The organism is Nonomuraea sp. NPDC005730 (assembly GCF_040630865.1).
Classification (GTDB): domain Bacteria; phylum Actinomycetota; class Actinomycetes; order Streptosporangiales; family Streptosporangiaceae; genus Nonomuraea.
On sequence record NZ_JBEXYK010000080.1, the window covers coordinates 19731 to 41629 of the forward strand.

The window sequence follows — 21899 nt, forward strand, 5'->3', positions numbered from 1 at the left end:
TGATGAACAGGTCTCAGGTGGCGGTCTTGACGAGGTCGGCCTTCCCGGTGGCGGGGTCGACGAGGGCCACGTCGGCGGCCCCCTGCATCGTGACCACGATCCGGCCCCCGCCGAACGCGATCCCCCGGTGCGCCGTGTCGGCGAGGTAGTCGCCCGTGAGCCGGCGGTCCCGCGCCGCGTCCCTCGGGGACAGCAGCAACGACGCCGGGTCGCCGTGGTCGCCGCCCAGGGCCGCCACCCGGCCGTCGGCGGAGGCGGCCAGCTCCGCGTCCCACGGCTCCCGCAGGTCCGTAACCGTGCGGATGGCCTTGAGGCCGAGGTCGTAGAACCGCAGCCGGCCGCATGGCGGCGAGAACACGGCCGGCCCGGTGCCCGGGACGTACACCAGGCCGTCGCCGAAGCCGGCGCAGGGTTCGCCGTCGTCGTCGCGCGGTCGTCGTTGACGTGGGCCATGGTCACCGACCAGCCGAAGCCCTTCATCCGGTTCCCCGGCGGGGTGGGGACGTGGATGACCCGGCCCGCCGACAGGACGTGCACCCGGCCGGTGGTGCCGAGACAGCCGAGGGCGACGTCGTCGCGGCCGTCGCCGTCGAAGTCGCGGGCGCCCCCACCAGCAGTACCACGAGCGGACGGCCCGGGACCGGCATACGACGACCTCCCCTTGTCGATCGCGACATCCTCGCCCGCCCTCCGGCTCCCGGCAACCGGGGGTCGGTCAGGCGGCGTCCAGGGCGATGCCGTAGAGGTGGTCCACCCGGATCCTGATGACCAGGCGGCGGCCCCTGGCCATCTCCTCCAGGAAGGCGGCCTCGTCCGCCGGGTCGGGGAAGCCGCCGGCCATCTCCAGCAGCTCGCGTCCGGTGGCGTCGCCCGGGGTGAGCGACGGCTCGGAGACCTCCGCCCGTCCTTCGGCGACGGCGTACGACAGGATGTCGTCGCCTTGCAGGTGCACCGTCGCCTGCGGGTCGGCGAGCAGGTGGCGCACCTTGATGCGGCCCTCGGCGGAGGAGATGCGCAGGACGCGTCCGGCGGCGTCCCAGCGCAGGGCCATCGAGGCAAGGTGGGGGCGGCCGTCGCGCTTGAGCGTCGCCAGCACGCCGAAGGGCTGGCGGTCGAGGATCCGCAGGAGTTCGTCCTCGGTGAGAGGGCGGGCGCCGGGGCCCTGCCCGGGGCCGTAAGTGTGCTCCGTCATGATGATCGGCTCCGTTTCGCGGTGAGAAGGGGTTCAGAGGGCGGCGGGCTGGTCGATCCGCGGCGCCTCGGCGGACGCGGCGGCGCGGGGACGGCGCAGGACGGCCAGGGCGACCACGACGGCCGTCGCGAGCAGACCGGCCGAGGTGGCGAAGGCCAGGTGGTAGCCGCCGGTCAGCGCCGCCGCCTCGGCCGCCCCGCCGGCGCGCAGCTCCTGCGTACGGGAGGCCGCCAGCGTGGTCAGGACGGCCACGCCCAGCGCCATGCCGATCTGCTGGGTGGTGTTGAACACCCCCGAGGCGAGACCGGCGTCGTCCGCGCGGGCGGCCGACATGCCGAGCGTGGTCAGCGCCGGCAGCGCCAGCCCGCCGCCCGCGATCAGCACCATGACCGGCAGCAGGTCGGTGACGTAGTCGGCGTCCACCGGCACCCGCGTGAGCCAGGCCATCGCGGCCAGCAGCAGCACCAGCCCGGCCAGCAGCACGGCGGGCGCGCCGAAGCGGGCGCTCAGCCGCGCCGACACGAACAGCGACACGCCGCCGATCGCCACGGCCGCCGGGAGCATCGCCAGCCCGGTGGCGAGGGCGCCGTACCCGAGCACCTTCTGCATGTAGAGCGCGACGATGATCTGGAAGGCGAACATCGCCGACAGCGCCAGCATCTGCACGACGTTGGCCCCGGCCACGTTGCGGGAGCGCAGCACGCGCAGCGGCATCAGCGGCGTGCGCGCGGTGGCCTGGCGCAGGAAGAACCCGGCGAGCAGGGCCAGCGACACCGCGCCGAACGCCAGGGTGTGGGTGGCGAGCCAGCCGTGCTCCTCGACCTTGACCACGGTGTAGATGCCCAGCATCAGGCCCGAGGTGACCAGCAGCGCGCCGGTCACGTCGGCGCCCCGCGCGAGGCCGAGGCCCCGGTCGGCGGGCAGCGCGGGCAGCGCCAGCACGATCGTCGCCAGCCCGATCGGCAGGTTGATGAAGAAGATCCAGTGCCAGCTCAGCGCGTCGGTGAGCACGCCGCCGAGCACCTGCCCGATCGACGCGCCGGCCGCGCCGGTGAAGCTGAAGACCGCGATCGCCCTGCCCCGCTCGCGCGGCTCGGTGAACAGGGTCACCAGGATGCCGAGCACGACGGCCGAGGCCATCGCGCTGCCGACGCCCTGCAGGAACCGGGCGGCGATCAGCAGGCCCTCGCTGTTCGCCACGCCGGCCAGCAGGGACGCGCCGGTGAACACCGCGTTCCCGGCCAGGAACATCGTCCTGCGGCCCACGAGGTCGCCGAGCCGTCCGGCGAGCAGCAGCAGCCCGCCGAACGCGAGCAGGTACGCGTTGACCACCCAGCTCAGCCCGGCGGGGGAGAACCCGAGGTCGCGCTGGATGGCGGGCATGGCCACGGTGACGATGCTGCCGTCGAGGATGGTCATCAAGGCGGACGTCGACAACACGGCCAGGGCGGTGTGCCGGGAGGTGAGGGACATGGTCGTCTCCTGTTCAAGGGGCGCAACAGGAGAGACCGTAGCAGATAGTTTCGTTACAGACGATATGTGACGGAACTATTCAGCCGCGCTCCCTGGCCCGCCGGACCGGCTGCGGAGCCTCGGCCGGGGTCTCCAGGTGGCCGGTGACCAGCCGGTTCAGGGCGCGTACCAGCACCTCCCGCTCGTCGCCCGGGATCGAGCCGAGGGCCGCGGCGTGCACGCCGTCCACGATCTCCTGGCTGCGCCGCGCCACCTGCGCGCCCTTCTCGGTCACGGCGATGATCCGGGCCCGCCGGTCGGTGCTCGACGGCCGCCGCTCGGCCAGCCCGGCCTTCTCCAGGGCGTCGACGGTCACCACCATCGTGGTCTTGTCCATGTCGCCGATCTCGGCGAGCTGGATCTGCGTGCGCTCCTCCTCCAGGGCGTGCACGAGCACGCAGTGCATGCGCGCGGTCAGCCCCAGCTCGCCCAGGGCCGCCGCCATCCGGGTGCGCAGCACGTGACTGGTGTGGTCGAGCAGGAACGACAGGTCGTGCTCGGTACGCGAGGGCGCCATCGAAGTCATGTCGTCGAGGCTACCAACTCATCCCGTAGCGGATTATCCGCTGAAGAACGTCCGCCCTGACGGTCTAGCGCAAGTTGATCTCACTAGGTATGTTCGGATCGAAGGAAAGTTTCGTCCATGGAGGCATGGTGGGCAAGAAGTTTCACGTTCTGGCGTTACCGATCGCCGTGGCCGCGCTGGCCGCAGTGGCGTCCCCCGCCCAGGCGGCGACGGGGTACGACCGCTGCCAGGAGGGCAACTACTGCCTGTTCTCCGGTCTCGACGGCACCGGCGACATCGTCCAGCTCCAGGCGAGCACGGCCAACCTGGCGGCCCTCGGCATGGGCGACCGCGCCAAGTCCGACTGGAACCGCACCGACACGCTCATCCATCTCTACTCCGAGGCCGACTACGGCGGCTGCTCGGCCGTCACCGGCCCGCGCGGCAAGGGCAACTTCTACATCACCTTCCGCGACTTCTTCGACTCCGTCCGCTTCGGCGGCCCGAACGGGCCCTCCTGCTCCATCGGCGGCGACGAGCTGACCATCAAGCGCGCCGCGACCACCGACTCCCACGGCTGACCTTCGAACCCTCCGGCCGGCCCCGCGATCCCGCGGCGGCCGGCCGTCGCCGTTCCCGGCCCGGGCGGGTGTCGCGATGATCGTTCCGCCCGTACGCTCCCTTCATGCCGGACGTCGTCCTTCTGATCTTCTACCTGGTGCTGATAGGCGTGCCCGTGACGCTGGCCGGCGGCGCGACCGTCTTCGCCGCCGAGACCGCCCCGCGCGGGCGGCACGGCCGGATGCGCTCGGGCCATCTGGTCGCCGGCGCCTGCGTGGCGTCTGCCGGGCTCACGCTGATGGCGCTGGTGGCCTGGTCGACGCACGAGGACGTGCACTATGACGACTTCGGATCCGCGCTCACCCTGCTGGCGGCCATCATGGGCGCCGCGACGTTCGTCCTCGGGCTCGGGCCCTTCGTCCCCTGGCTGCTGGGCGTGCTCGGGCGGGGCGGCGCCCGGGTTCCGGCGGCCCTGCGGCTCGCGGCCCGGCACCTGGCCGACCGGCGCGCGCGGACGGCCCCCGCGGTGGCCGCGACCATGACCGCCACGGCCTTCACCGTCGCGGTGGCGACCATGGCGGCGGCCGGGAATGCGCAGTCCAGGGCGCAGTACGTCCCGCAGGCGCGGCCGGGGGCGCTCGTCGTGCGGCTCGATCCCGGACGACCGGCGCTGGGGATCGCCGCCGTCCAGCAGGAGCTGCCCGGAACGGACGTCGCCCAGGGCGTGGCGCCGGTCGACCCGTTCAGCCTCACCGTGTGGTCCGCTGACTCCGCGACGTCCTTCAGCACCTACATCGGCGGCCAGGCGCTGCTGCGCTACCTCACGGGGGACCCCTCGTTCCCGTACGACGAGGGCAGGGCCGTGGCGGTCACGTCCGAGCAGGGCCGGCACGACACCGTCACGATCGAGTACCGCGCCCCCCAGGACCCGCCGGGCGAACCGAGAATCTCCAGGACGGTTCCCGCGACCGTCGCCGCCCCGGCCGCCACAGGCGTCGAGGCGGTCTTCCTGCCCGGGGAGCTGGTGCTCGGCATGGGCATCAAGCTGGAGCTGGAGGCGCTGATCGTCGATCCCGCCCTGCACCGGGTCACGGCGGCCGACCGGGACCGCGTCCAGGAGCGGCTGGGCGAGAGCGGGCAGGCGTACCTGGAGGAGGGCTTCCGGCCGTCGCCCTACTGGATGTTCTTCGCGGGGGCGGCCGTACCGGCCGCTCTCGCCGGGGCGCTCGCGGCCACGGTCAGGTCGCGCCGTCCGGACCGCCTCCTGCTCCGGGTCGGTGGTTCTCCGGCCGCGGCGCGCGGCCTCACCGCCTGCCGGGCGGCCCTGGCGGCGGCCTGCGGCGCGGTGCCGGGCGCCGCCGCCGGATGTGTCGCCGGGCTGCTGCCGGCCTGGCCCTTCACGGCCTCGGTGGACTGGGACCCGGTGCCGCGGGTGCCGTTCGAGACGCCGTGGAGCTCGATCGCCCTGGCGGCCGTCGCGCTCCCCGTGCTCGCGGCGGCGGTCGCGCTGCTGCTCAGGCCCGGCCGCCGCCGGTGAGCCGGGCGGTCAGGAGAAGGCGGCTTCCGAGGTCAGGTCGGCGGAGAGTCTCCACAGGCGGGCGGCGGCGTCGGGGTCGAGGGCCCAGGGTTTGACGCCGCCGATCAGCATGTCGTCGCCCGTCGCCGGCTCGGCGAGGTCGCAGTCCTGGCAGTAGGCGCCGCCGTGCCCGTCCAGCAGGGGTGACGTGGCCGCCCAGACCGCCGTCGCGGCGCCCTGTTCCGGGGTCTTGAAGCCGTCGGCCCGGCGTCCACCGGGCGTGATCCAGCCCTGGGCGACCTGCTCCTCGTGGGGGATGCGGCGCTGCAGCGGGGTGAGGATGCTGCCCGGGTGCACGGCGAAGGCGCGCAGGCCGTCGGCCGCGCCGAGGGCGTCGAGATGGACGGCGAACAGGGCGTTGGCCGTCTTGGACTGGCCGTAGGCCGTCCAGTGGTCGTAGCCGTGGCGGAAGTGCAGGTCGTCCCAGCGGATGTCGGAAAGGAAGTGCCCCGAGGAGGAGACCGACACCACCCGGGCCCCGGCGAGCGCCGGGCGCAGCCGGTTGACCAGCGCGAAGTGGCCGAGGTGGTTGATGGCGAGATGCGCCTCCCAGCCGGGGCCGACCGGCCGGTGGGGATGGGCCATGACGCCCGCGTTGCCGATGACGATGTCGAGGGTGCGGCCGGTCTCCAGGAACAGGTCGCCGAAGGCGCGGATGCTGCCGAGGTCGGCCAGGTCCAGCTCGCGCACCTCCGTGCGGGGGAGGTCGCGCAGCGCGTCCTTGGCCACGTCGGGACGGCGGGCGGGCACGACGACGTGGGCTCCCGCCCGTACCAGCGCGCGGGTGGCCGCCAGGCCGAGGCCCGAGTAGCCGCCGGTGATCAGGACGTTCCCGCCGGACAGGTCGATGCCGGCCAGGACGTCGTCGGCCGTGCTGTGCGCGCCGAAACCCGAGCCGATTCTGTGTTGTGTGCGTGCCATGCCCACGACCGTAGAATCTAGACTGCAATCTAGGTCAAACTATGGCGGGGTGCCATGAGCAGGGACGCGGACCGGCTGTCCATCGGGGATGTCGCGCGGGCCACCGGGCTCGGCGTCCACGCCCTGCGCTTCTTCGAGCGGGAGGAGCTGTTCCTGCGGCCGATCCCGCGTACGGCCGGCGGGCAGCGGGCCTACGACCGGGCCGACGTGGAGTGGCTGCTGCTGTGCAACCGGCTGCGGGAGTCCGGCATGCCGATCGCCACCCTGCGGAGGTTCGCCCACCTCGTCCGCTCGGGGCCGGGCAACGAGCCGGAGCGGCTCGCGCTGCTGGAGGAGCACGAGCGGGCCGTCCGCGACCGGATCGCCGACCTGACGGCGAGCCTGGAGATCATCCACGGCAAGGTCGTCACCTACCGCCGGCACGTCCGGGACGGGACCGCGGCCGGGGTCTGGTCGCCGACGCCGCCCCCGTTGCCTTCACCGTAGAGCGGAGGGGGCTGTCCTAGGATCAAGGACCCATGAGCCCGTCGCCCACGCTGTCCGCCACGGAGATCCGCGCCGAACGCCTGCTGCTGCGCAAGGCCCACGACGGGGACCGTGACGGTCTCGTCGAGCTGATGACCGACCCCGAGGTGCGCGAGCACCTGGGCGGCCCGCGGCCGCGGGACGACGTCGAACGTTTCCTCGACGCCGCCGGAACCGCCGCCGCGACGGCCGCCCCGGGCGCCTACGTCATCGCCGACCTCGTCACCGACCGGCTCCTCGGGACGCTGGCGCTCGACCGCCGCGCGGCCGGGCGTCCCGGGCACGTGACCGGCGACGGCGAGGAACTGGAGCTGTCCTACGTGCTGCGCCGCCCGGCGTGGGGGAACGGGCTCGCCCACGAGGCGGCCACGGCCGCGCTGCGCGCCGCGGCGGACGAGCTGCCCGACCAGCCGGTGCTGGTCGTCACCAGGACCGCGCACGAACGATCGCTGAGACTGGCCGCCCGCCTGGGCTTCCGGCAGGTCGCCGGCTTCGAGGAGTTCGGCGCCGAGCAGACCCTCTGCGCCGCCCGCCTGTCCTGGTTCGGGGGCTGACCCTCTTGGCCGGCCTCACCGCCGGCGGGCCGGCTCCTCCGGGGTGAGCAGGAGGGCCATGATGCGGTCGAGCGCGGCCAGGTCGCCGGGGTCCAGGGCCAGCAGGGAACGCGGCGGACGGGCCAGGATGCGCTCGGCCTCCTCGGCGGCGGCCGTCCCCGCCGGGGTCAGCGTGACGATCTTGCTGCGGCGGTCGTCGGGGGAGACGCTGCGGGTCACGTGGCCGCGCCGCTCCAGGTCGTCGACCATCAGGGTGGTGTACGGCTTGTCGGTGGACAGCTCGGCGGTCAGCTCCCGCATGGTCATCGGCCCGGCCAGCAGGCGACGCAGCGCCTTGACCCGGAAGAAGCTCATGCCGAGCGTCTCGGCCACCTCCTTGCGGCGGTCCTCCTGCCGCAGGACGAGGTCGTACATCGCGGCCCAGACGCGGGCCACGGCGTCGTGTCCGGAACTGCCGGGGGTGTCGGTCATCAAGCGTCCGCCGTTCTGTCGGGAGCGTGGGCGAGCCGTTCGGCGGTACGGGTGGCGCTGCGGCGGGCCCAGCCGGTCGTGGTCAGGATACCGAGCAGCAGGATGGCAAGCCCGCACCCGGCGACGATCCACCAGCCGACGTGGCTGGCCCGCGGGAACCCGGCGGCGAACGGGCCGGCCACCGCCGAGGTGACCAGCGAGCCGATGACCGCGACGCCGAGCGACTGGCCGATCTGGCGGCTGGTGGAGGCCACCGCCGCGGCCACGCCGGCCTGGGCGCGCGGCATGCCGGACACGGCGGTGTTGGTGATCGGCGCGTTCAGCATGCCGAACCCCACCCCGAACAGCACGTACGCGGCCATGAGCCGCCAGGTCGGCGTGTCCGCCGCCAGCCCGGTCATGATCAGGCCACTGGCCGCCATGGTGACCCCGGCCACCAGCAACGGGACGCGGGGGCCGGCGTTCCCGACGATCCGGCCCGACAGCGGCGCGCAGAGCACGGTGAGCCCGGCCATGGGCAGCGTGTAGAGGCCGGCGTGCAGGGCGGACAGGCCCAGCACGTCCTGGAGGTAGAGGGTGTTGACGAACAGGAACCCGCCCAGCGCGGCGAAGCCGCACACCGCGATGACCGTGGCCCCGGCGAACGGCGCGCTGCGGAAGAAGCGCAGGTCGATCAGCGGGTCGGTGCGGCGCAGCTCGTACGGCGCGAGGACGGCCAGCGCCAGCGCCGCGACCGCGAAGCAGCCCAGCGTGCGCGGCGATCCCCAGCCGGCCGCCGGCGCCTCGATGAAGCCGTACGTCAGGGTGGCCAGCAGCACGATGACCAGCGCCTGCCCGACCGGGTCCACCCGGCGCGGGCGCGGCGCGCGCGACTCGGGCACGAACAACGCGCACAGCGCGAACGCGGCCAGGCCCACCGGGATGTTGATCCAGAAGATCGCCTGCCAGCCGACCGAGTCCACCAGCGTGCCGCCGACCAGCGGGCCGAGCGCCATGCTGATGCCGATCACGCCGCCCCACACGCCGATCGCCCGCGCCCGCTCGCGCGGCTCGGTGAAGGTGTTCGTGATGATCGACATGGCGACCGGGTTGAGCATGGACCCGCCGACGGCCTGCAGCGCCCGCGCCGCGATCAGCCAGTCGAGGCCCGGCGCGAGCGAGCACATGAGCGAGCCGAGCGTGAACAGCGCCAGCCCCGTCTGGAACGTGCGCCGGCGGCCGACCCGGTCGCCGGTCGAGCCGGCCAGCATGAGCAGGCTCGCCAGCACCACCGTGTAGGCGTCGATGATCCACTGCAGGCCGGACATGGAGGCGTTCAGGTCGCGGCGGATGGCCGGCAGGGCGATGTTCACGATCGTGTTGTCCAGCCCGACGATGAACAGGCTCATGCAGCAGATGGCCAGCACGAGCATCCGCCGGCGGGGGCTGAGCGCGGGGGCGGGGGACAGGGGCGCTCTACTCGTTATAGGCATATAACGATTATATTCGCATAACTAAACACCTGTCACCCGCCCCCTGAACGCCGTACGGCCCCTGGCAGCCCGCAAGGGCGTCCAGGGGCCGTACGGCTGAGTCCAGGAAGGTCGCGGCGGTCACCGCGTACACCGACACCTCCTCCGGCAGCAGCCTCCGCCGCCCAAGTCAGAACCCGCCTGGCCGGCTGACCCGTACGCCATGGACGTTCGGACGGCTGCCCTGACGCGGCGAGCACGGCGATGGCCCCCGCTTTCCATCTGGACACTGCCACTTCGGTCGAGAAATCGGCGCTCGCGTCATCGAAGTCGACAGGACGGAGCCGAAGATCAACCGGCCTGGCGCGTGGTCATGGAGATCTGTGGTGCCCGGCTGTTCCGGACGTCGCGCGCCGCCCCCTCGCCGGGGGCAGTCGACTGTCAGCGCCTTCCCTGCAAGGAGTAGAAAGCGCCCTCCAGGTGCTCGAAATAGTGATCGACGTGGTCCTCCGCGAGTCGTTGCTGATCAGCACGCAGTCGTTGAGGACGGGCAGCGAACCCGCCCGCCGCGACAGGTGTTCGTCGTCGGGGAGACGCACGTCGTACGCGCGGCTGCGGCCCAGCGTCAGCGCCTGCCCGCGGGACACCGCCCATTTCTCGCCGTTGAACGTCACGAGCACCACGCCGGCCGGTTCGCCGGACTTTCCGGGCACCGTGTCGGTCATGTTCCAGCCGCCCTTCGGGCGCGACTGCCGGGCGTCCCGAACGACAGCGATCCGGACGCGATCGGTTAGGCAGATGAGGGGCGCGAGGGTGCGGGGGTGCACTGTCGTGCCGCCGGGACTCCCCGTTCACTTCTGAGCATCTGAGCGGTCGCCAGGGGCGTCCGCGGAAGTGGAGGAGTTCCATGTCAATGCCGAGACGGACGATCACGGCCCTCGTGGTGGTCGCGGCCGGCGGCACCGTCGCGATGTTCGCCGGGGCGGGTCCCGCGGCCGCCGCGCGCGCCACCGCGACCTGCGCGAACAACAACGGCGACGCCGCCGCCATCCAGTCGGTGATCGACAACTCGGCCGCCGGCGACGAGATCGTCATCGACGGGCCGTGCACGATCACCAGCACCATCACGTTGCGCGGCAACCGCACCTACCGCGGCGACAGCCCGTCGACCCTGCTCAAGGAGGCCGACGGCCGCAACCTCGCCGCGGTGCTGGCCTCCGACTCGTGGGCCGGCGACTTCGCCTACACCGGCGAGCCGATCGTCTTACGCGACCTCACGATCGACGGCAACGCGGCCAACAACCCCACGGGCGGCGACGGGGTCGTGATCCGCTCATGGCGCAGCACCGTCGAGGGTCTCTACATCCAGAACGCCAAGGCCAGCGGACTGCGGATCACCAACACCTCGCGTAACGGCACAACGCTGACCAACACCCTGGTCAACGGCACCGTACGCGGGCTCTTCGTGGAGGACTCCGGCCAGCACGGCATCTACGTCCAGGACAGCGGCAACGCCGTGACCGACTGGAACCTCACCGACAACTGGGTCGCGGCCAGCGGCGGCGACGCCATCAAGCTCGAGAACGCCGCCGGCTGGACCGTCGAGCGCAACCACGTCTACGGCGTCGGCGGCACCGGCATCAACGCCGGCCGGCTGTTCGCGAGCAGCGTCAGCGACAACTACGTCGAGGACTTCGCCGTCAACGGCATCGGCGTCACCGTCCAGGGCGACGCCGCGAGCACTCTCACGGGCAACCGCGTCTTCCAGTTCAGCGGCTCCGGTACCACCTACCTGGCCGTCAAGCAGGTCAACTACGGCACCGGCCACGTCGCCGTCACCGGCAACGTCGTACGCGGCAACGGCTCCGGCGTCGGCCTGTCCTACCAGCGTGGCGGCAACCAGCTCACCGTCGCCTCATCGGGCAACGCCGTCAGCGGCGTGACCACCCAGCGGGCCGTCGGCTCCGGCGTCAACCTGACCGCCGGGCTCTGACCGAGACCACCAGAAGGGCATGCCAATGAACCTCTCCCTACGCCGCGCCCTCGCCGCCGGCATCCTCGCCGCCGGGCTCCCGGCCGGGCTCGCCGTCACCGGTGTCGCGCAGGCCGCCGCGAACACGCCCGTGCTGGCCGCGGGCGAGACGCTGGCCGCCGGCCAGCGGCTCGTCTCGCCCGACGGACAGTACGTGCTCGTCATGCAGAACGACGGGAACCTCGTGCTGTACGCCCCCGGCAACCGGGCCGTGTGGGCCACCGGGACGCACGCCGGCGGTTCGGGCGCCGAGATGCAGCGCGACGGCAACCTCGTCGTCTACGCCCCCGGCCATGTGGCCGTCTGGGCCACGGGCACCGGCGGGCGCCTCCACCTTGAGCTGCAGAACGACGGCAACGCCGTGCTGTACACCGACGACGGTCACCTGGCCCGGTGGGCGTCGGCCGACATCGCCGACCGCAACAACACCGGCCAGGTGCGCTACCACGGCTACGTGCTCATGCGCGACAACGGGTGGGCCGACTCCGAGTGGCCGTCTCTGGACCTGCTGTGGACCGGCGAGAGCGGCTGGCGCTGGAACGCCAGCAACAGCACGTCGGGGGCTTACGGAGTTCCGCAGGCGCTGCCCGGCGTCAAGATGGCCACGGCTGGCGCCGACTGGCGGGACAATCCGGCGACCCAGATCAGGTGGGGCCTGAGCTACATCAGAAGCACGTACGGCTCGCCGAGGAACGCGTACACGCAGTGGTCCGCTCGCAACCCGCACTGGTACTAGAGGGACCAGCCATGCGATTTCGACCGCGAGGGGGGCTCAGAAGCGCCGCCACCGCTCTCGTCCTCACGTTGGCCGCGGCCGGTATCGCCCCGCGAGCTCAGGCCGCGACCGACGGGACCCTCTGGTGGCCGGCGGACGGCATCGTCTCGGGCGCCCGCGGGGAGCCGCGTGGCCATCCCAGTACTGGGGCGGCCGCCCGGCCGGGTTCAGCCGGGCCGTCGTCGCCATGTCCCCCACCCGTGACGGCCGGGGATACGCGCTGGTCAGCATGGCGCACGAGATCTACGCCTACGGGAACGCGCAGCACCTGGGCGGCTCGCCATCCGGCATTCCCGGCGAGATCCCCGACGTGAGTTACCGCACGGACGGAACCCCCGGTCACGTGATGATCTCCACCAGGGGCGCGCACTACGCCTACAACACGCCCTGGCTGGGCAACCCCGGCGGAATGACATCGCTCTTCTGACCACAGCCTGACTGGGCCGGTGGCCGGCGTCTCCTCCGCCGGCCACCGGCCCTCACCCTGTCGATGGCACGGTCACGCGCCGCCGTCCGCAGGTACGGATCCGGGTCGGCGCGGGCGGTCAGAACGCGAGCGCCCCCACTGGTACGCCCGCCGCCAGGACCGCCCGGATGACCGGCTCGGCCGCGTCCGGGGCGTCCACCCCGTACAGCTCGATGAGCTGCAGGCCGCCGGCCAGCTTGGCGGCCACCTCGGCGGCGGCGTCCAGCTCGGGGACGGCCACGAACGTGGTGGCGCCGCCGTCGTCCCGATGGCGGACCACGCGGTCGGACTCCGGGTCGGCGCCCTCATGGACGATGACGAAAGCCTCCGACAGAGCCTCGCCGTCCTCGAACCGTGCCTTGTAGGAGGCGATGGCGGTCAGCGACTCGAAGCCGTAGTAGATCGCGCCGACCGGCGCCGAACCGCCCAGGACCCGTCGCGCCTCGGCGTGCCAGAGGGCGCCGAAGCCGCCGCACAGCTCGAACCGGTCGGCGCCCTCGCCGGCCAGCCGGCTCACCAGCGCGGCCATGTCCCCTGGTCCCGGCACGGCTCTGACCCTCGTCCGGCCGTGCTCGTTCTCGATAGCCAGTACGTCGGCGGCCGGGTCCGCCCCGGCGGCCTCGTAAATGATCACTCGGTCCCCGCTCATGCCCCGCTCCCTTCGGTGTCCTGGAAGCAGCCTCGCACCTCGACCAATGTTGAGGTCAATGGCGCCCCTGGACGGCGTGGGAGGTGGCGTACCGGCTCAGCCGGGCCGGCCCCACGTCCAGGCAGTGGTGGGGCGGCTCGATCAGGCCGTCGGTGTAGAGCAGGAGCGTGGATTCGGGAGGCAGCTCGACGACGGCGTCGGCACGGTCGTCGCGGATGCCGGTGCCCAGGAGCAGGCGCGTTGCTCCAGCACAGCAGCCATCCAGCCGGGCGAGTACGACGGTGGCCATGGTGGCCCGGGCCATGCGCGCCACCGCACGGTCGAGCCGGTCGAGGTTCGCGCTCGGCGGCTCCTGCTCGGCGCCGACGTAGGCACGCAGCATGTTGCAGACCTGGGCCATGCCCGCGGCGGCCGCCAGGTCGTGGCCCACCACGTCGCCGATCACCAGCGCGGTCGCGCCGTCGGGCAGGACGAAGGCGTCGTACATCGGGAAAGGCGCCAGGTCGTGCTGCAGGTCGGCAAGACCGTCACCATCCTGGGCCGGACCTCCTGCCGTACACGCGCCTACTGACAACTCCTATGGCCTGCGGTCGCGGGTTCGGCCGTGTGCGCCTGGGGGGTGTGGGAGAGGAAAGGTCGGGAGTCAGGCAAGGAGCACCGAGACAGAGCGGGCTTTCGTCCTCATCCACCATCCAGCGGTCGTGGTGGCGCCGACCCGACGATCTTACGCCGGGGCCGGGGTCGCCGGATATGCCGTCCGAGGGCCGACAGCAGAACGACCTCCAGGCAGATGGTGATCAGCCCGATGACGGCACTGGTGGCTGAGGCGGGCATCATGAACGCCGTGTGGGAGACGAGGATGCCTCCGATCAGCCAGAGGCGATGGCTGTCGGCCCAGTCGCCTGACCGCCGCCAGCGCAGGACCAGCCAGCCGAACGGGATCGCGGTCATCGCCCCGGCGAACAGTCGAAGTGGCGGCGACATCATGTCGCCGAACAGCAGGTCCGGTCCGAGACCGAGCGGTAGCAGCGTGGTAAGGAAGGCCATCGTCAGATACCCCGCGACGATGCCGACCACGACGGGCCGTGGGGCCCGCCGGTCGCTTCGGACCCCGTCCGGCGACCGGCGCCGGGGCAGCACGCGCAGGGCCGGCCAGGCCAGCAGCGCGATCATCAGCAGGTAGGCGACGGTCCATCCCCACGGGGTCTGATTGCCGGGGTCCTCGGTGGCCGAGATGACGACTCTCAGCCCGAGCACACCGGCTACGGCCAATGCGCCGGTGACGATGAACCCGCCGGTGCGCAGATAGCTCTGATCGCGCAGGCGCGGGAAGAGCAGGTTGGTGATCGCGACGGGCAGGAGCACGCTGAGCACGACGTGGACGCCGATCTGTGACTCCCAATAGGTCCAGTTGATGCCGAGGGCGCGCAGGCCCCAGTCGGCGGCGCCGTACATGTGCGGGCTGGTCAGGGCCTGCAGACCGAGTCCGTCCTCGGCTACCTGATAGGCCAGGCCGAGCACCACCAGGCTGGTCCATCCGCCGCCGGCCCGCGCGACCGCCTCGCGGACGAGCAGGACGCCGGCGCCGTACATCACCAGCAACAGCGGCAGGAGCAGCCAGGTGAACGGGACGGCGACCGCTGAGAACGTCAGCTGCGCGCAGAACGTCGTCAGCAGCGCCAAGGTCCACGCGGCACGCACCCGGCCGCGGCCGGGCCGGGAGCGGCCCGGCCGGATGTCCGTGCGCATCGCTTGCTCTGCCCGTACGCGCTGATCACCGGTCATGGGCGTCGGCCAGTCGCTGAATGTCGATCTTGGTCATGGCGTGCAGGGCGGTGAGGACGCGTTCGGCGGCCTCCGGTTCGGCGCCTTGGAGGAGCTCCCGCAGGGCCGTGGGCATGACCTGCCAGGTCACCCCGAAACGATCGACCAGGGAGCCACCCGGCCCCTCTTCGCCGCCATCGGTGAGGCCCGCCCAGAGGGTGTCCACCTCCTCCTGGCCGTCGCACTCCACGAACATCGACAAGGCTCTGGTGAAGGGATACCGGGACCCACCGTTGTGAGCGATGTAACGCTGACCGGCCATTTGGAAGACGACGGTCATGACGCGACCGTCCGCGGTGCGCTCGATGTCGGTGATCCCGGAATCGGCGAACAGTGCAGTGTAGAAGGTGGCCGCGGCTTCGGCTTGGCCGTCGAACCACAGGAAGGTGCTGACGCGCATGGTGCTCTCCTTCAGTGCTTGATGGACCGGTGGGGTGCCGGATCGGCGTAGTCGTCGAGCGCGACGGTGTCGGCCACCGACTCCAGACCTCGGCTGACCAGGCGTTTGGGCAGGTAGCGCACGAGCCGTACGGACTGGTTCCGCAGCCACATCTGTGCCCGCGCGTCCGGCATCAGGCCACCGTCGCCGGCGGTCCGGGCGAAGTGCTGGGCCCGGTCGACGAACTCGCGCATGCCCCTCTCGTACGCGGCATAGGCCACCCGCTGGTCGCCCCCGGCCTTGAACAGTTCACCGGCGAGCACGTAGGCGCCGACCAGGGCGAGGCTGGTGCCGATCCCGGACATGGGAGAGGCGCAGAAGGCGGAGTCCCCCACCAGCACGGTCCGGCGGGTCGACCAGGTGTCGATCTGCACCTGCTCGACCCGGTCGAAGTAGAAGTCGGACGCGTCCCAGATCTGCGGCAGGAAAGCGGGGACCTCCCATCCCGCGTGCTCGAAGGTGCGCGCGACGACTTGCTTCTGCGCGGCGACGTCTCGCCGGTCGAACTCGAGCCCGGGGGCACGGAAGAAGAACCCCGCGAGGGCCCTGCCCGGCTCGGTCAGCGGACGCAGGCCCGCTGTTCTGCCGGCACGGCCGTTACCACCGGGCATGGTGTACATGAGTTGCCAGCCGTCCAGATCCACCTCGGACGTGACGGAGAAGAGCGCGATGAAGGAGCCGAGGTCGCGGATGTAACGGTCCTCGGGGCCGAACGTCAGCCGGCGCACGCTGGAATGGACGCCGTCCGCGCCGACGAGCAGATCGAACCGCCTGGAGACCCCCTTCTCGAATGCCACTGTGATGCCGTCCTCGTCCTGCAGCACGTCGGTGATCGCGTCGTCGAAGACGTACTCGACGTCGTCGCGGATCGCGTCGTGGAGGATCCGGGCCAGGTCGGTGCGCAGGAGCGCCCACTCGGCGACCGGCCCGCCGGACGGCCCGAACACGTCGGTGCCCAGGCTCGCCACCCGCTTGCCGCTTTCGTCGATGAAGGCCATGCCGCGGGCTCCGATGCGAGCGTGGCGGATCTGCGGAACGAGGCCCATGCGTTCGATCACCTGCCGCGCGGTGCCCCGGATGTCGACGGCGTGACCGCCCGTGCGAGGCGCCGGCGCTCGCTCCACCACCGTCGGCCGGAATCCGTACCGGCGTAGCCAGTACGCCAGAGCCGCCCCGGCGATGCCGCCCCCTGACACGAGGATGTCCCTGTTCTTCATTCGCCCTTCCCCACGTTCGTGACTACGGCGTATCTTCGCCTTGTGCGTACACCGTATGGGCGCGGAGATGGCGTGGAGACACGTTTGTGAGCAAAAGTGAACTAGTGCAAGCGACAAAGTGAACTAGTACGCTATACCTGTCATGTCCCCGTCGGACCGGAGGATCACGTGCCATCGACGCAGCGCCCGGAGCCGCCCTACCGGGCGATCGTCGCGGAGATCCGCTCCTGGATCGACGGCGGCGATCTCCGCCCCGGTGACCGAGTGCCGTCCATCCGGGCCATCGCGCAGCGGTGGGGCGTCGCGATCGCGACCGCGACCAAGGTGACGGCCGCTCTGCGCGAGGAGGGCCTCGTCGAGACGAAGGGCGGTTCGGGCACAGTGGTCAGCCCCCAGGCCGGCCGTCGGCCCGCTCGCCCGCAGCACCGCGACACCACGGCCGCGCGACAGGCCGAATCGGCCGACCAGGAGATGCTCCGGACGCGCATCCTCCGCGCCGCCGTCGACCTCGCCGACACCGAGGGGCTGCACGCGCTGTCGATGCGCCGGCTCGCGGCCAAGCTGGAGCTCGGGCCGATGTCCCTGTACCGGCATGTCACCGGGAAGGATGAACTGCTGGTCCAGATGGCCGACATCGTGTTCGGCGACCTCGATCTGCCCGAGCGCGGACCGCAGGGGTGGCGCGCCAAGCTCGAACTGGTCGCCCGTCAGCAATGGCGGCTCTGCCGGCGGCACGTGTGGCTGCCCCATGTCGTCTCGTTCACCCGGCCCGTTCTGGCCCCCAACATGATGGCCCACACCGAGTGGACCCTGCGGGCGCTCGAGGAGCTCCATCTCCCCATGGACGTCCGGTTCCAGGAGACGCTCACCCTGCACGCGCTCGTCCTCACCGTCGGGCTGTCCAAGGCAGCCGAGGCCGAGGCCGAGCGGAACACGGGCATGACCTTGCAGCGCTGGTCGGAAGCCGAGCGCTCGCGCCGGCAGGAGCTCCTCGCCGACGGAAGATTCCCCCTCCTGGCGACGATCTCGGGCGATGCGGCGCCCGATCTGGACGTCTTGTTCGAGTACGGCCTGGCCCGCCATCTGGACGGATTCGCGGCCCTGGTCGGCGACCAGGGCTCCTGGGCACGAGCCCATCTGTGAACGTGTTCAGCCGCCGAGGCGATCGCGGCCGCCGTACGTCCTACTCCGGTCTGGTTGCAGATGAGCACCGCCACCGTCTACGCCCACCGCTTCGACGCGTCCAACGGCGAGGCGACCGGCGTGCTCGGTGGCGCCGAACCGGACGTACCGGGCTACTGGACCTACAGCGTTGAGATCGCGAAAGCGTGGGAGCGGGCGCAGGAGCAGGCCGAAACCCCGCACACGCGCAAGGTCGGCATGCGCGCCGCCATGGTGATGAGCCCCGACCGCGGCGGTGTCGTCGACGTCCTGCTGCGGCTCGCGCGCCTCGGACTCGGCGGCCCGGTCGCGGGAGGCGCGCAGTACGTGTCCTGGATCCATGACCGCGACTTCGAAGGACGCCAGACAGCGGTTATCTGGACGCAGCGAAGATGACAGTGGGACCTGCTCCCGACCTGGGCACTGTCACTTCGATGGGCGTCGAGATACTGGCGCTCGCGTCATCGAAGTTGACAGTAGTCGGCCGAAGATCGTTCTTATGGCCCGCGCGGGGATCATGCGAAGGTCAGATGCCCAGGCTGGGTAAGCCGGAGCATCTTGGCGCCAATGGGCTGGCGAGCTCAGGAGTATCACAGGGTCGAGGAACCGGCGGACAGTCGTTGGCGCTGAAAAGGATCTTGATTGCAGTGAATCGAGGCTGCCCCTGGAGCGAAGCTTCCTTAGCTCGTTGGGTATCGGCGACAACGGGCGGTTCTTTCAGGGCACCGGACTACCCCGTCGTTGTCGATCTTCACTAAGGTGCTGCCACGAGTGCGCCCAGGGTTGTCGCCCACACGGATGTTGGACGCCCTCTGCCCGCTCCGGAGGCCAACGGCAGAGCCACGCGCCGTTGCGCTCGGCGCGACTGCGTGGCCCTTGCAAGATTGAGGTCAGTACTCAGGTGGAAGCTGCAGTGAAGTGTCCTGACATGTCGCGCGCTGCGCGTCTGACCGCCCATAGTGCCGTCTCCACATCCTTGGCCTTATGCAGTGACCGCGCTCTGAGCGAACTCGTGGACACGGCTGTGCCGCTCGGATCCGGCATCGGCGGGAAGTCGGCACTGCTGGAGGTCGCCGGAACGCCGGTCTTCGTGAAGCGGGTGCCTCTCACCGATCTGGAGAGGCAGCCTGAGCATGTCCGGTCCACGGCGAATCTGTTCGATCTGCCTGCCTTTTGTCATTACGGCGTCGGCGCCATCGGCGGGCCGGGCTTCGGGGTCTGGAGGGAGCTCGCCGTGCACACCATGACGACGAACTGGGTGCTCGCGGCGCAATACGAGGGCTTCCCCCTGATGTACCACTGGCGGGTGCTGCCGGACTCGACGCCCCTGCCCGAAGAACTGGCCGACATCGACCGGGCGGTCGCCTATTGGGGCGGCGGATCGCAGGTACGCCGCCGGATCCAGGCTCTTCAGCAGTCCTCGGCGAGCGTCGCGTTGTTCCTGGAGTACATCCCGCAAAACCTGCACCAGTGGCTGGGAGCCCAAGTCGAGGCCGGCGACCAAGCCGCCACCCGAGCCTGCGCCATGGTGGAGAGGGAACTGGCAGCCGGCATCTCGTTCATGAACAGCCGCGGGCTCCTGCACTTCGACGTGCACTTCGAGAACATCCTGACCGACGGCCGGCGCCTCTACTTCGCCGACTACGGCCTCGCCATTTCCTCCGGGTTCGAGCTGTCGCAGGACGAGGTGGACTTCTTCGGCCGGCATCAGACCTACGACCGCTGTTATTCCGCCAAGTATCGGGTGGACTGGCTGGTCACCGCTCTGTACGGACTGCGGAGGGAGGACGGGGAGGGCCGCTACCAGCGGGTGCGCGCCTATGCGGAGGGCGAGCGCCCCACAGGAATCCCGGAGGAGGCCGCGGCGATCATTGCCCGCCACGCGCCGATCGCCGCCGTGATGTCCGACTTCTACCGCACGTTCCAGGGCCAGAGCAGGCAGGCCCCCTACCCGATGGAGACGATTTGCCAGCTTGGCGGGTGATTGACGCGCGTTACAAGTGAGGATCGTTCATCCGTAAGCGCGCCTTGATCCTTCCGGCGCCAACGGCTGTCCGCCCGTTCCTCGACCCCTATCAGGCAGGTTCGAGGCGATCGGCGAGGCGGCGGAGGGTGACCGCGAACCGACCGCGTAGGCGCGGAAGAACCCGCTGGCGCGAGCGTGGCGGGATCATGCGTAAGCGTGCGGGCTCGGCTCGCTGTTCAGCGAGGTAGGCGCGGCCCCATTCCTCATGCATGAAATACACGGAAGCTCCTCAGGGTTCTTCGGGGAATGCGTGGTAGAAGATGAAGATCGGGCGGGTATCCGGCGGAGGCTCGCTCGACTCGACGCGCGCCTGGGTCAGTTCGCGCCACGGCTTCAACACGGCATTGAGCTGGTCGGCGAGCTGCGTGAGCTCATCCTTGGTGAGCCGTAGGTGGCGGCTGCTTCCGAAGGACGCGTGGCGCCAGTCCTCGGGAAGCGTCATATGTGTGCGTTCGAAGTCACGCAGCCGCTCGAACTGGTCGATCACCCACTGTGAAGTCCACGCCTGCAGCGTGGCTCTGGCCTCCGGGGCTTCGAAGTCCCTCACCAAGGCCCACCCGCTCAAAGCTGCCCGCACCCAGCGTTCCCGGCTGTCCCGGGCGAGCTCCGGCACGTCCTCGATCAACCCATGTGGCTGCATTTGACGCAGGTGATAGCTCACCTGGCCGGGGTCGGCGTCCATCCGCCTGGCGAGCTCGCTCACCGTGACCGGGCCGATCCGGAACAGGAGGCTGAAGAGCTTCATCCGGAACCGGCTGGTCATGACCTTGAGCACGTCCACGTCGTCGATCTGCCGCATGGCCACGACGGTAAGTCCAGCAGCTGAAGATGCTCAAGACATCTACTGGATCTTGAAACCGTGGTGGTGGCGGTGCGGACGCTGAAGATCAACTGTCAGTCCCGTACTCGCTTCAGGGATGCCCGGACGGCTGCGCTGGTTTGCCAGGGCCGCATGCCTTCGCCGGCCAGGAGCAGCGCCGCCTCGGGCAGGTCGAGGTCTTCAGCGGTTTCGGTTGAGTGCAGGTGGTGGGGGCGCGTGTCATATTGAGGTCTCACTATCAGGTCAACTGTCAGGAACCGCGCCGAACTCTCAGGTTGGAGGACGCAAGACAGCGGTGTCGTTCGTGGGGGTGTCTTGACGTATCAAATGAATGCTTTTTTAATTCGGGGGAGGGTGCGATTCGCCTCAGATCGACTCCGACCGGTTCATCGACGTCAGGGATGGAGCTGCGAGATGACCGTGGACGACCGCTTCGGCCCGGAGCTGGAAGAGACGCGCAGGAACCGGCTGCGCGGCACCGTCAGCGAGATCGTCACCGATCCGGTCTCCGACTGGGCCACCGACTTCTCCCACGTCGACCCCCAGTGGGCCGCCGACCCGTACCCCATCCAGGACGACCTGCGGCAGCGATGCCCGATCGCGCACACCGACCGGTTCGGCGGGGTGTGGCTGCCCACCCGCTACGAGGACGTCGCGGCCGTCGCCTACGACACCGAGCGGTTCTCCTCCCGGGCCGTCGTCGTCAGCAACGTCAAGCCGCCCAGGGAGCTCGCGCCGGTGGGCGGGGTCCCGCCGATCTCGTCCGACCCGCCCTTCCATCACGACGCCCGCAAGTTACTGCTGCCGGCCTTCACCAAGACGGCGGTCGCCAGGCGCGAGGCGAGCACCAGGGCGCTGTGTCACGAGCTGATCGACGGCCTGGAAGGGCGGGAGGTCGTGGACGCGGCCCGCGAGTACGCCCAGTACATCCCGATGCGGGTGATCGCCGACATGCTGGGCTTCCCGCCCGAGGACGCCGACCGGTTCAGGGGGTTCGTGGAGAACGCCCTGGAAAGCGTGAACGAGCCCACCGAGGTACGGCTGGAGCGCTTCGCCGAGCTGTCGTCCTACCTGGTCGAGCAGATCCACGACCATCTGGCCCACCCGCGCGACGACCTCACGACATACCTGCTCGGCGCCGAGCTCAACGGCGCGAAGCTGGACCCCGTCCACGTCGTCGGGACGATGACGCTGCTGCTGATCGCCGGTATCGACACCACCC

At 70.9% G+C, this 21899-nt stretch carries 24 protein-coding genes and 1 pseudogene; 11 read left to right on the forward strand and 14 right to left on the reverse strand.

Annotated features, from left to right (window positions below; translation table 11 throughout):
• Positions 1-13: 13 nt before the first annotated feature.
• The 4 genes from ABZ444_RS46410 to ABZ444_RS46425 form a co-directional block, all read right to left on the reverse strand.
• Complete coding sequence (locus tag ABZ444_RS46410; protein ID WP_358010688.1) at positions 14-358, reverse strand: hypothetical protein; 345 nt, start codon at positions 356-358, stop codon at positions 14-16.
• 357 nt (positions 359-715) lie between these two features.
• Positions 716-1192, reverse strand: a complete 477-nt coding sequence (locus ABZ444_RS46415; protein ID WP_358010689.1) for a TIGR03618 family F420-dependent PPOX class oxidoreductase — start codon at positions 1190-1192, stop codon at positions 716-718.
• A gap of 33 nt (positions 1193-1225) precedes the next feature.
• Positions 1226-2665, reverse strand: coding sequence for a DHA2 family efflux MFS transporter permease subunit (locus ABZ444_RS46420; RefSeq protein WP_358010690.1), 1440 nt, complete (start codon positions 2663-2665; stop codon positions 1226-1228).
• A 79-nt stretch (positions 2666-2744) separates the two neighbouring features.
• Positions 2745-3230: a MarR family winged helix-turn-helix transcriptional regulator gene (locus tag ABZ444_RS46425; protein ID WP_358010691.1), complete on the reverse strand. Its 486-nt coding sequence runs from the start codon at positions 3228-3230 to the stop codon at positions 2745-2747.
• Between the two features lie 125 nt (positions 3231-3355).
• On the opposite strand from ABZ444_RS46425, the gene ABZ444_RS46430 reads away from it, so the two are divergent.
• Together ABZ444_RS46430 and ABZ444_RS46435 are read left to right on the forward strand one after the other, a co-directional pair.
• The gene (locus ABZ444_RS46430; protein ID WP_357988445.1) at positions 3356-3790 is read left to right on the forward strand and encodes a peptidase inhibitor family I36 protein; all 435 of its coding nucleotides are present in this window, start codon (positions 3356-3358) and stop codon (positions 3788-3790) included.
• Positions 3791-3894: 104 nt separating this feature from the next.
• Entirely contained in the window at positions 3895-5307 is a 1413-nt protein-coding gene (locus ABZ444_RS46435; protein WP_358010693.1) for a hypothetical protein, read from the forward strand.
• 9 nt (positions 5308-5316) lie between these two features.
• Here the strand turns inward: ABZ444_RS46435 and ABZ444_RS46440 are convergent, their stop codons facing one another.
• Positions 5317-6267, reverse strand: a complete 951-nt coding sequence (locus ABZ444_RS46440; RefSeq protein ID WP_358010694.1) for an SDR family NAD(P)-dependent oxidoreductase — start codon at positions 6265-6267, stop codon at positions 5317-5319.
• Positions 6268-6321: 54 nt separating this feature from the next.
• Here ABZ444_RS46440 and ABZ444_RS46445 point away from each other — a divergent pair, with 54 nt between their 5' ends.
• Positions 6322-6753: a MerR family transcriptional regulator gene (locus tag ABZ444_RS46445; RefSeq protein WP_358010695.1), complete on the forward strand. Its 432-nt coding sequence runs from the start codon at positions 6322-6324 to the stop codon at positions 6751-6753.
• Positions 6754-6785: 32 nt separating this feature from the next.
• On the forward strand, positions 6786-7346 hold the full coding sequence (locus ABZ444_RS46450; RefSeq protein WP_358010696.1) for a GNAT family N-acetyltransferase: 561 nt from the start codon (positions 6786-6788) through the stop codon (positions 7344-7346).
• Positions 7347-7361: 15 nt separating this feature from the next.
• Here the strand turns inward: ABZ444_RS46450 and ABZ444_RS46455 are convergent, their stop codons facing one another.
• From ABZ444_RS46455 to ABZ444_RS46465, 3 genes are all read right to left on the reverse strand, one after another.
• The gene (locus ABZ444_RS46455) at positions 7362-7817 is read right to left on the reverse strand and encodes a MarR family transcriptional regulator (RefSeq protein WP_358010697.1); all 456 of its coding nucleotides are present in this window, start codon (positions 7815-7817) and stop codon (positions 7362-7364) included.
• Entirely contained in the window at positions 7817-9289 is a 1473-nt protein-coding gene (locus tag ABZ444_RS46460) for an MFS transporter (protein ID WP_358010699.1), read from the reverse strand. The genes ABZ444_RS46455 and ABZ444_RS46460 overlap by 1 nt, the downstream gene beginning before the upstream one ends.
• A gap of 350 nt (positions 9290-9639) precedes the next feature.
• A complete protein-coding gene (locus tag ABZ444_RS46465; protein ID WP_358010701.1) occupies positions 9640-9993 on the reverse strand; it encodes a hypothetical protein in 354 nt (117 codons plus the stop codon).
• Between the two features lie 182 nt (positions 9994-10175).
• Here ABZ444_RS46465 and ABZ444_RS46470 point away from each other — a divergent pair, with 182 nt between their 5' ends.
• From ABZ444_RS46470 to ABZ444_RS46480, 3 genes are all read left to right on the forward strand, one after another.
• Complete coding sequence (locus ABZ444_RS46470) at positions 10176-11261, forward strand: right-handed parallel beta-helix repeat-containing protein (protein ID WP_358010702.1); 1086 nt, start codon at positions 10176-10178, stop codon at positions 11259-11261.
• Positions 11262-11286: 25 nt separating this feature from the next.
• Positions 11287-12036: a hypothetical protein gene (locus tag ABZ444_RS46475; protein ID WP_358010704.1), complete on the forward strand. Its 750-nt coding sequence runs from the start codon at positions 11287-11289 to the stop codon at positions 12034-12036.
• Between the two features lie 226 nt (positions 12037-12262).
• Positions 12263-12502, forward strand: a complete 240-nt coding sequence (locus ABZ444_RS46480; protein WP_358010706.1) for a hypothetical protein — start codon at positions 12263-12265, stop codon at positions 12500-12502.
• A 118-nt stretch (positions 12503-12620) separates the two neighbouring features.
• Here ABZ444_RS46480 and ABZ444_RS46485 read toward each other — a convergent pair whose 3' ends face one another.
• The 5 genes from ABZ444_RS46485 to ABZ444_RS46505 all read right to left on the reverse strand — a co-directional run bounded on the left by ABZ444_RS46485 (position 12621) and on the right by ABZ444_RS46505 (position 16670).
• A complete protein-coding gene (locus tag ABZ444_RS46485) occupies positions 12621-13190 on the reverse strand; it encodes a DUF6506 family protein (protein ID WP_358010707.1) in 570 nt (189 codons plus the stop codon).
• 55 nt (positions 13191-13245) lie between these two features.
• A complete protein-coding gene (locus ABZ444_RS46490; RefSeq protein WP_358010708.1) occupies positions 13246-13677 on the reverse strand; it encodes a PP2C family protein-serine/threonine phosphatase in 432 nt (143 codons plus the stop codon).
• 194 nt (positions 13678-13871) lie between these two features.
• On the reverse strand, positions 13872-14939 hold the full coding sequence (locus ABZ444_RS46495) for a hypothetical protein (RefSeq protein ID WP_358010709.1): 1068 nt from the start codon (positions 14937-14939) through the stop codon (positions 13872-13874).
• Positions 14940-14964: 25 nt separating this feature from the next.
• Positions 14965-15414 carry a VOC family protein gene (locus ABZ444_RS46500; protein WP_358010711.1) on the reverse strand — a complete coding sequence of 150 codons (450 nt, stop codon included), beginning with the start codon at positions 15412-15414 and terminating at the stop codon, positions 14965-14967.
• 11 nt (positions 15415-15425) lie between these two features.
• Positions 15426-16670 (reverse strand): FAD-dependent monooxygenase, encoded by a 1245-nt coding sequence (locus ABZ444_RS46505; RefSeq protein WP_358010712.1) that lies wholly within the window; start codon positions 16668-16670, stop codon positions 15426-15428.
• 168 nt (positions 16671-16838) lie between these two features.
• On the opposite strand from ABZ444_RS46505, the gene ABZ444_RS46510 reads away from it, so the two are divergent.
• The 3 genes from ABZ444_RS46510 to ABZ444_RS46520 all read left to right on the forward strand — a co-directional run bounded on the left by ABZ444_RS46510 (position 16839) and on the right by ABZ444_RS46520 (position 19815).
• A complete protein-coding gene (locus ABZ444_RS46510) occupies positions 16839-17813 on the forward strand; it encodes a GntR family transcriptional regulator (protein WP_358010714.1) in 975 nt (324 codons plus the stop codon).
• 60 nt (positions 17814-17873) lie between these two features.
• Entirely contained in the window at positions 17874-18227 is a 354-nt protein-coding gene (locus ABZ444_RS46515) for a hypothetical protein (protein WP_358010715.1), read from the forward strand.
• A 616-nt stretch (positions 18228-18843) separates the two neighbouring features.
• Positions 18844-19815, forward strand: a complete 972-nt coding sequence (locus ABZ444_RS46520; protein ID WP_358010717.1) for a serine/threonine-protein kinase — start codon at positions 18844-18846, stop codon at positions 19813-19815.
• Between the two features lie 271 nt (positions 19816-20086).
• On the opposite strand, the gene ABZ444_RS46525 is transcribed toward ABZ444_RS46520, so the two are convergent.
• Positions 20087-20656, reverse strand: a complete 570-nt coding sequence (locus ABZ444_RS46525) for a helix-turn-helix domain-containing protein (RefSeq protein WP_358010718.1) — start codon at positions 20654-20656, stop codon at positions 20087-20089.
• Between the two features lie 435 nt (positions 20657-21091).
• Here ABZ444_RS46525 and ABZ444_RS46530 point away from each other — a divergent pair.
• A pseudogene (locus ABZ444_RS46530) lies at positions 21092-21899 on the forward strand (cytochrome P450); the annotation flags it as partial.

Coding starts and splice junctions, on each gene's coding strand:
- ABZ444_RS46415 (WP_358010689.1), bottom strand. CDS start 1,192: ATGACGGAGCACACTTACGGCCCCGGGCAGGGCCCCGGCGCCCGCCCT.
- ABZ444_RS46420 (WP_358010690.1), bottom strand. CDS start 2,665: ATGTCCCTCACCTCCCGGCACACCGCCCTGGCCGTGTTGTCGACGTCC.
- ABZ444_RS46425 (WP_358010691.1), bottom strand. CDS start 3,230: ATGACTTCGATGGCGCCCTCGCGTACCGAGCACGACCTGTCGTTCCTG.
- ABZ444_RS46430 (WP_357988445.1), top strand. CDS start 3,356: ATGGTGGGCAAGAAGTTTCACGTTCTGGCGTTACCGATCGCCGTGGCC.
- ABZ444_RS46435 (WP_358010693.1), top strand. CDS start 3,895: ATGCCGGACGTCGTCCTTCTGATCTTCTACCTGGTGCTGATAGGCGTG.
- ABZ444_RS46440 (WP_358010694.1), bottom strand. CDS start 6,267: ATGGCACGCACACAACACAGAATCGGCTCGGGTTTCGGCGCGCACAGC.
- ABZ444_RS46445 (WP_358010695.1), top strand. CDS start 6,322: ATGAGCAGGGACGCGGACCGGCTGTCCATCGGGGATGTCGCGCGGGCC.
- ABZ444_RS46450 (WP_358010696.1), top strand. CDS start 6,786: ATGAGCCCGTCGCCCACGCTGTCCGCCACGGAGATCCGCGCCGAACGC.
- ABZ444_RS46455 (WP_358010697.1), bottom strand. CDS start 7,817: ATGACCGACACCCCCGGCAGTTCCGGACACGACGCCGTGGCCCGCGTC.
- ABZ444_RS46460 (WP_358010699.1), bottom strand. CDS start 9,289: ATGCCTATAACGAGTAGAGCGCCCCTGTCCCCCGCCCCCGCGCTCAGC.
- ABZ444_RS46465 (WP_358010701.1), bottom strand. CDS start 9,993: ATGACCGACACGGTGCCCGGAAAGTCCGGCGAACCGGCCGGCGTGGTG.
- ABZ444_RS46470 (WP_358010702.1), top strand. CDS start 10,176: ATGTCAATGCCGAGACGGACGATCACGGCCCTCGTGGTGGTCGCGGCC.
- ABZ444_RS46475 (WP_358010704.1), top strand. CDS start 11,287: ATGAACCTCTCCCTACGCCGCGCCCTCGCCGCCGGCATCCTCGCCGCC.
- ABZ444_RS46480 (WP_358010706.1), top strand. CDS start 12,263: ATGTCCCCCACCCGTGACGGCCGGGGATACGCGCTGGTCAGCATGGCG.
- ABZ444_RS46485 (WP_358010707.1), bottom strand. CDS start 13,190: ATGAGCGGGGACCGAGTGATCATTTACGAGGCCGCCGGGGCGGACCCG.
- ABZ444_RS46490 (WP_358010708.1), bottom strand. CDS start 13,677: ATGTACGACGCCTTCGTCCTGCCCGACGGCGCGACCGCGCTGGTGATC.
- ABZ444_RS46495 (WP_358010709.1), bottom strand. CDS start 14,939: ATGCGCACGGACATCCGGCCGGGCCGCTCCCGGCCCGGCCGCGGCCGG.
- ABZ444_RS46500 (WP_358010711.1), bottom strand. CDS start 15,414: ATGCGCGTCAGCACCTTCCTGTGGTTCGACGGCCAAGCCGAAGCCGCG.
- ABZ444_RS46505 (WP_358010712.1), bottom strand. CDS start 16,670: ATGAAGAACAGGGACATCCTCGTGTCAGGGGGCGGCATCGCCGGGGCG.
- ABZ444_RS46515 (WP_358010715.1), top strand. CDS start 17,874: ATGAGCACCGCCACCGTCTACGCCCACCGCTTCGACGCGTCCAACGGC.
- ABZ444_RS46525 (WP_358010718.1), bottom strand. CDS start 20,656: ATGCGGCAGATCGACGACGTGGACGTGCTCAAGGTCATGACCAGCCGG.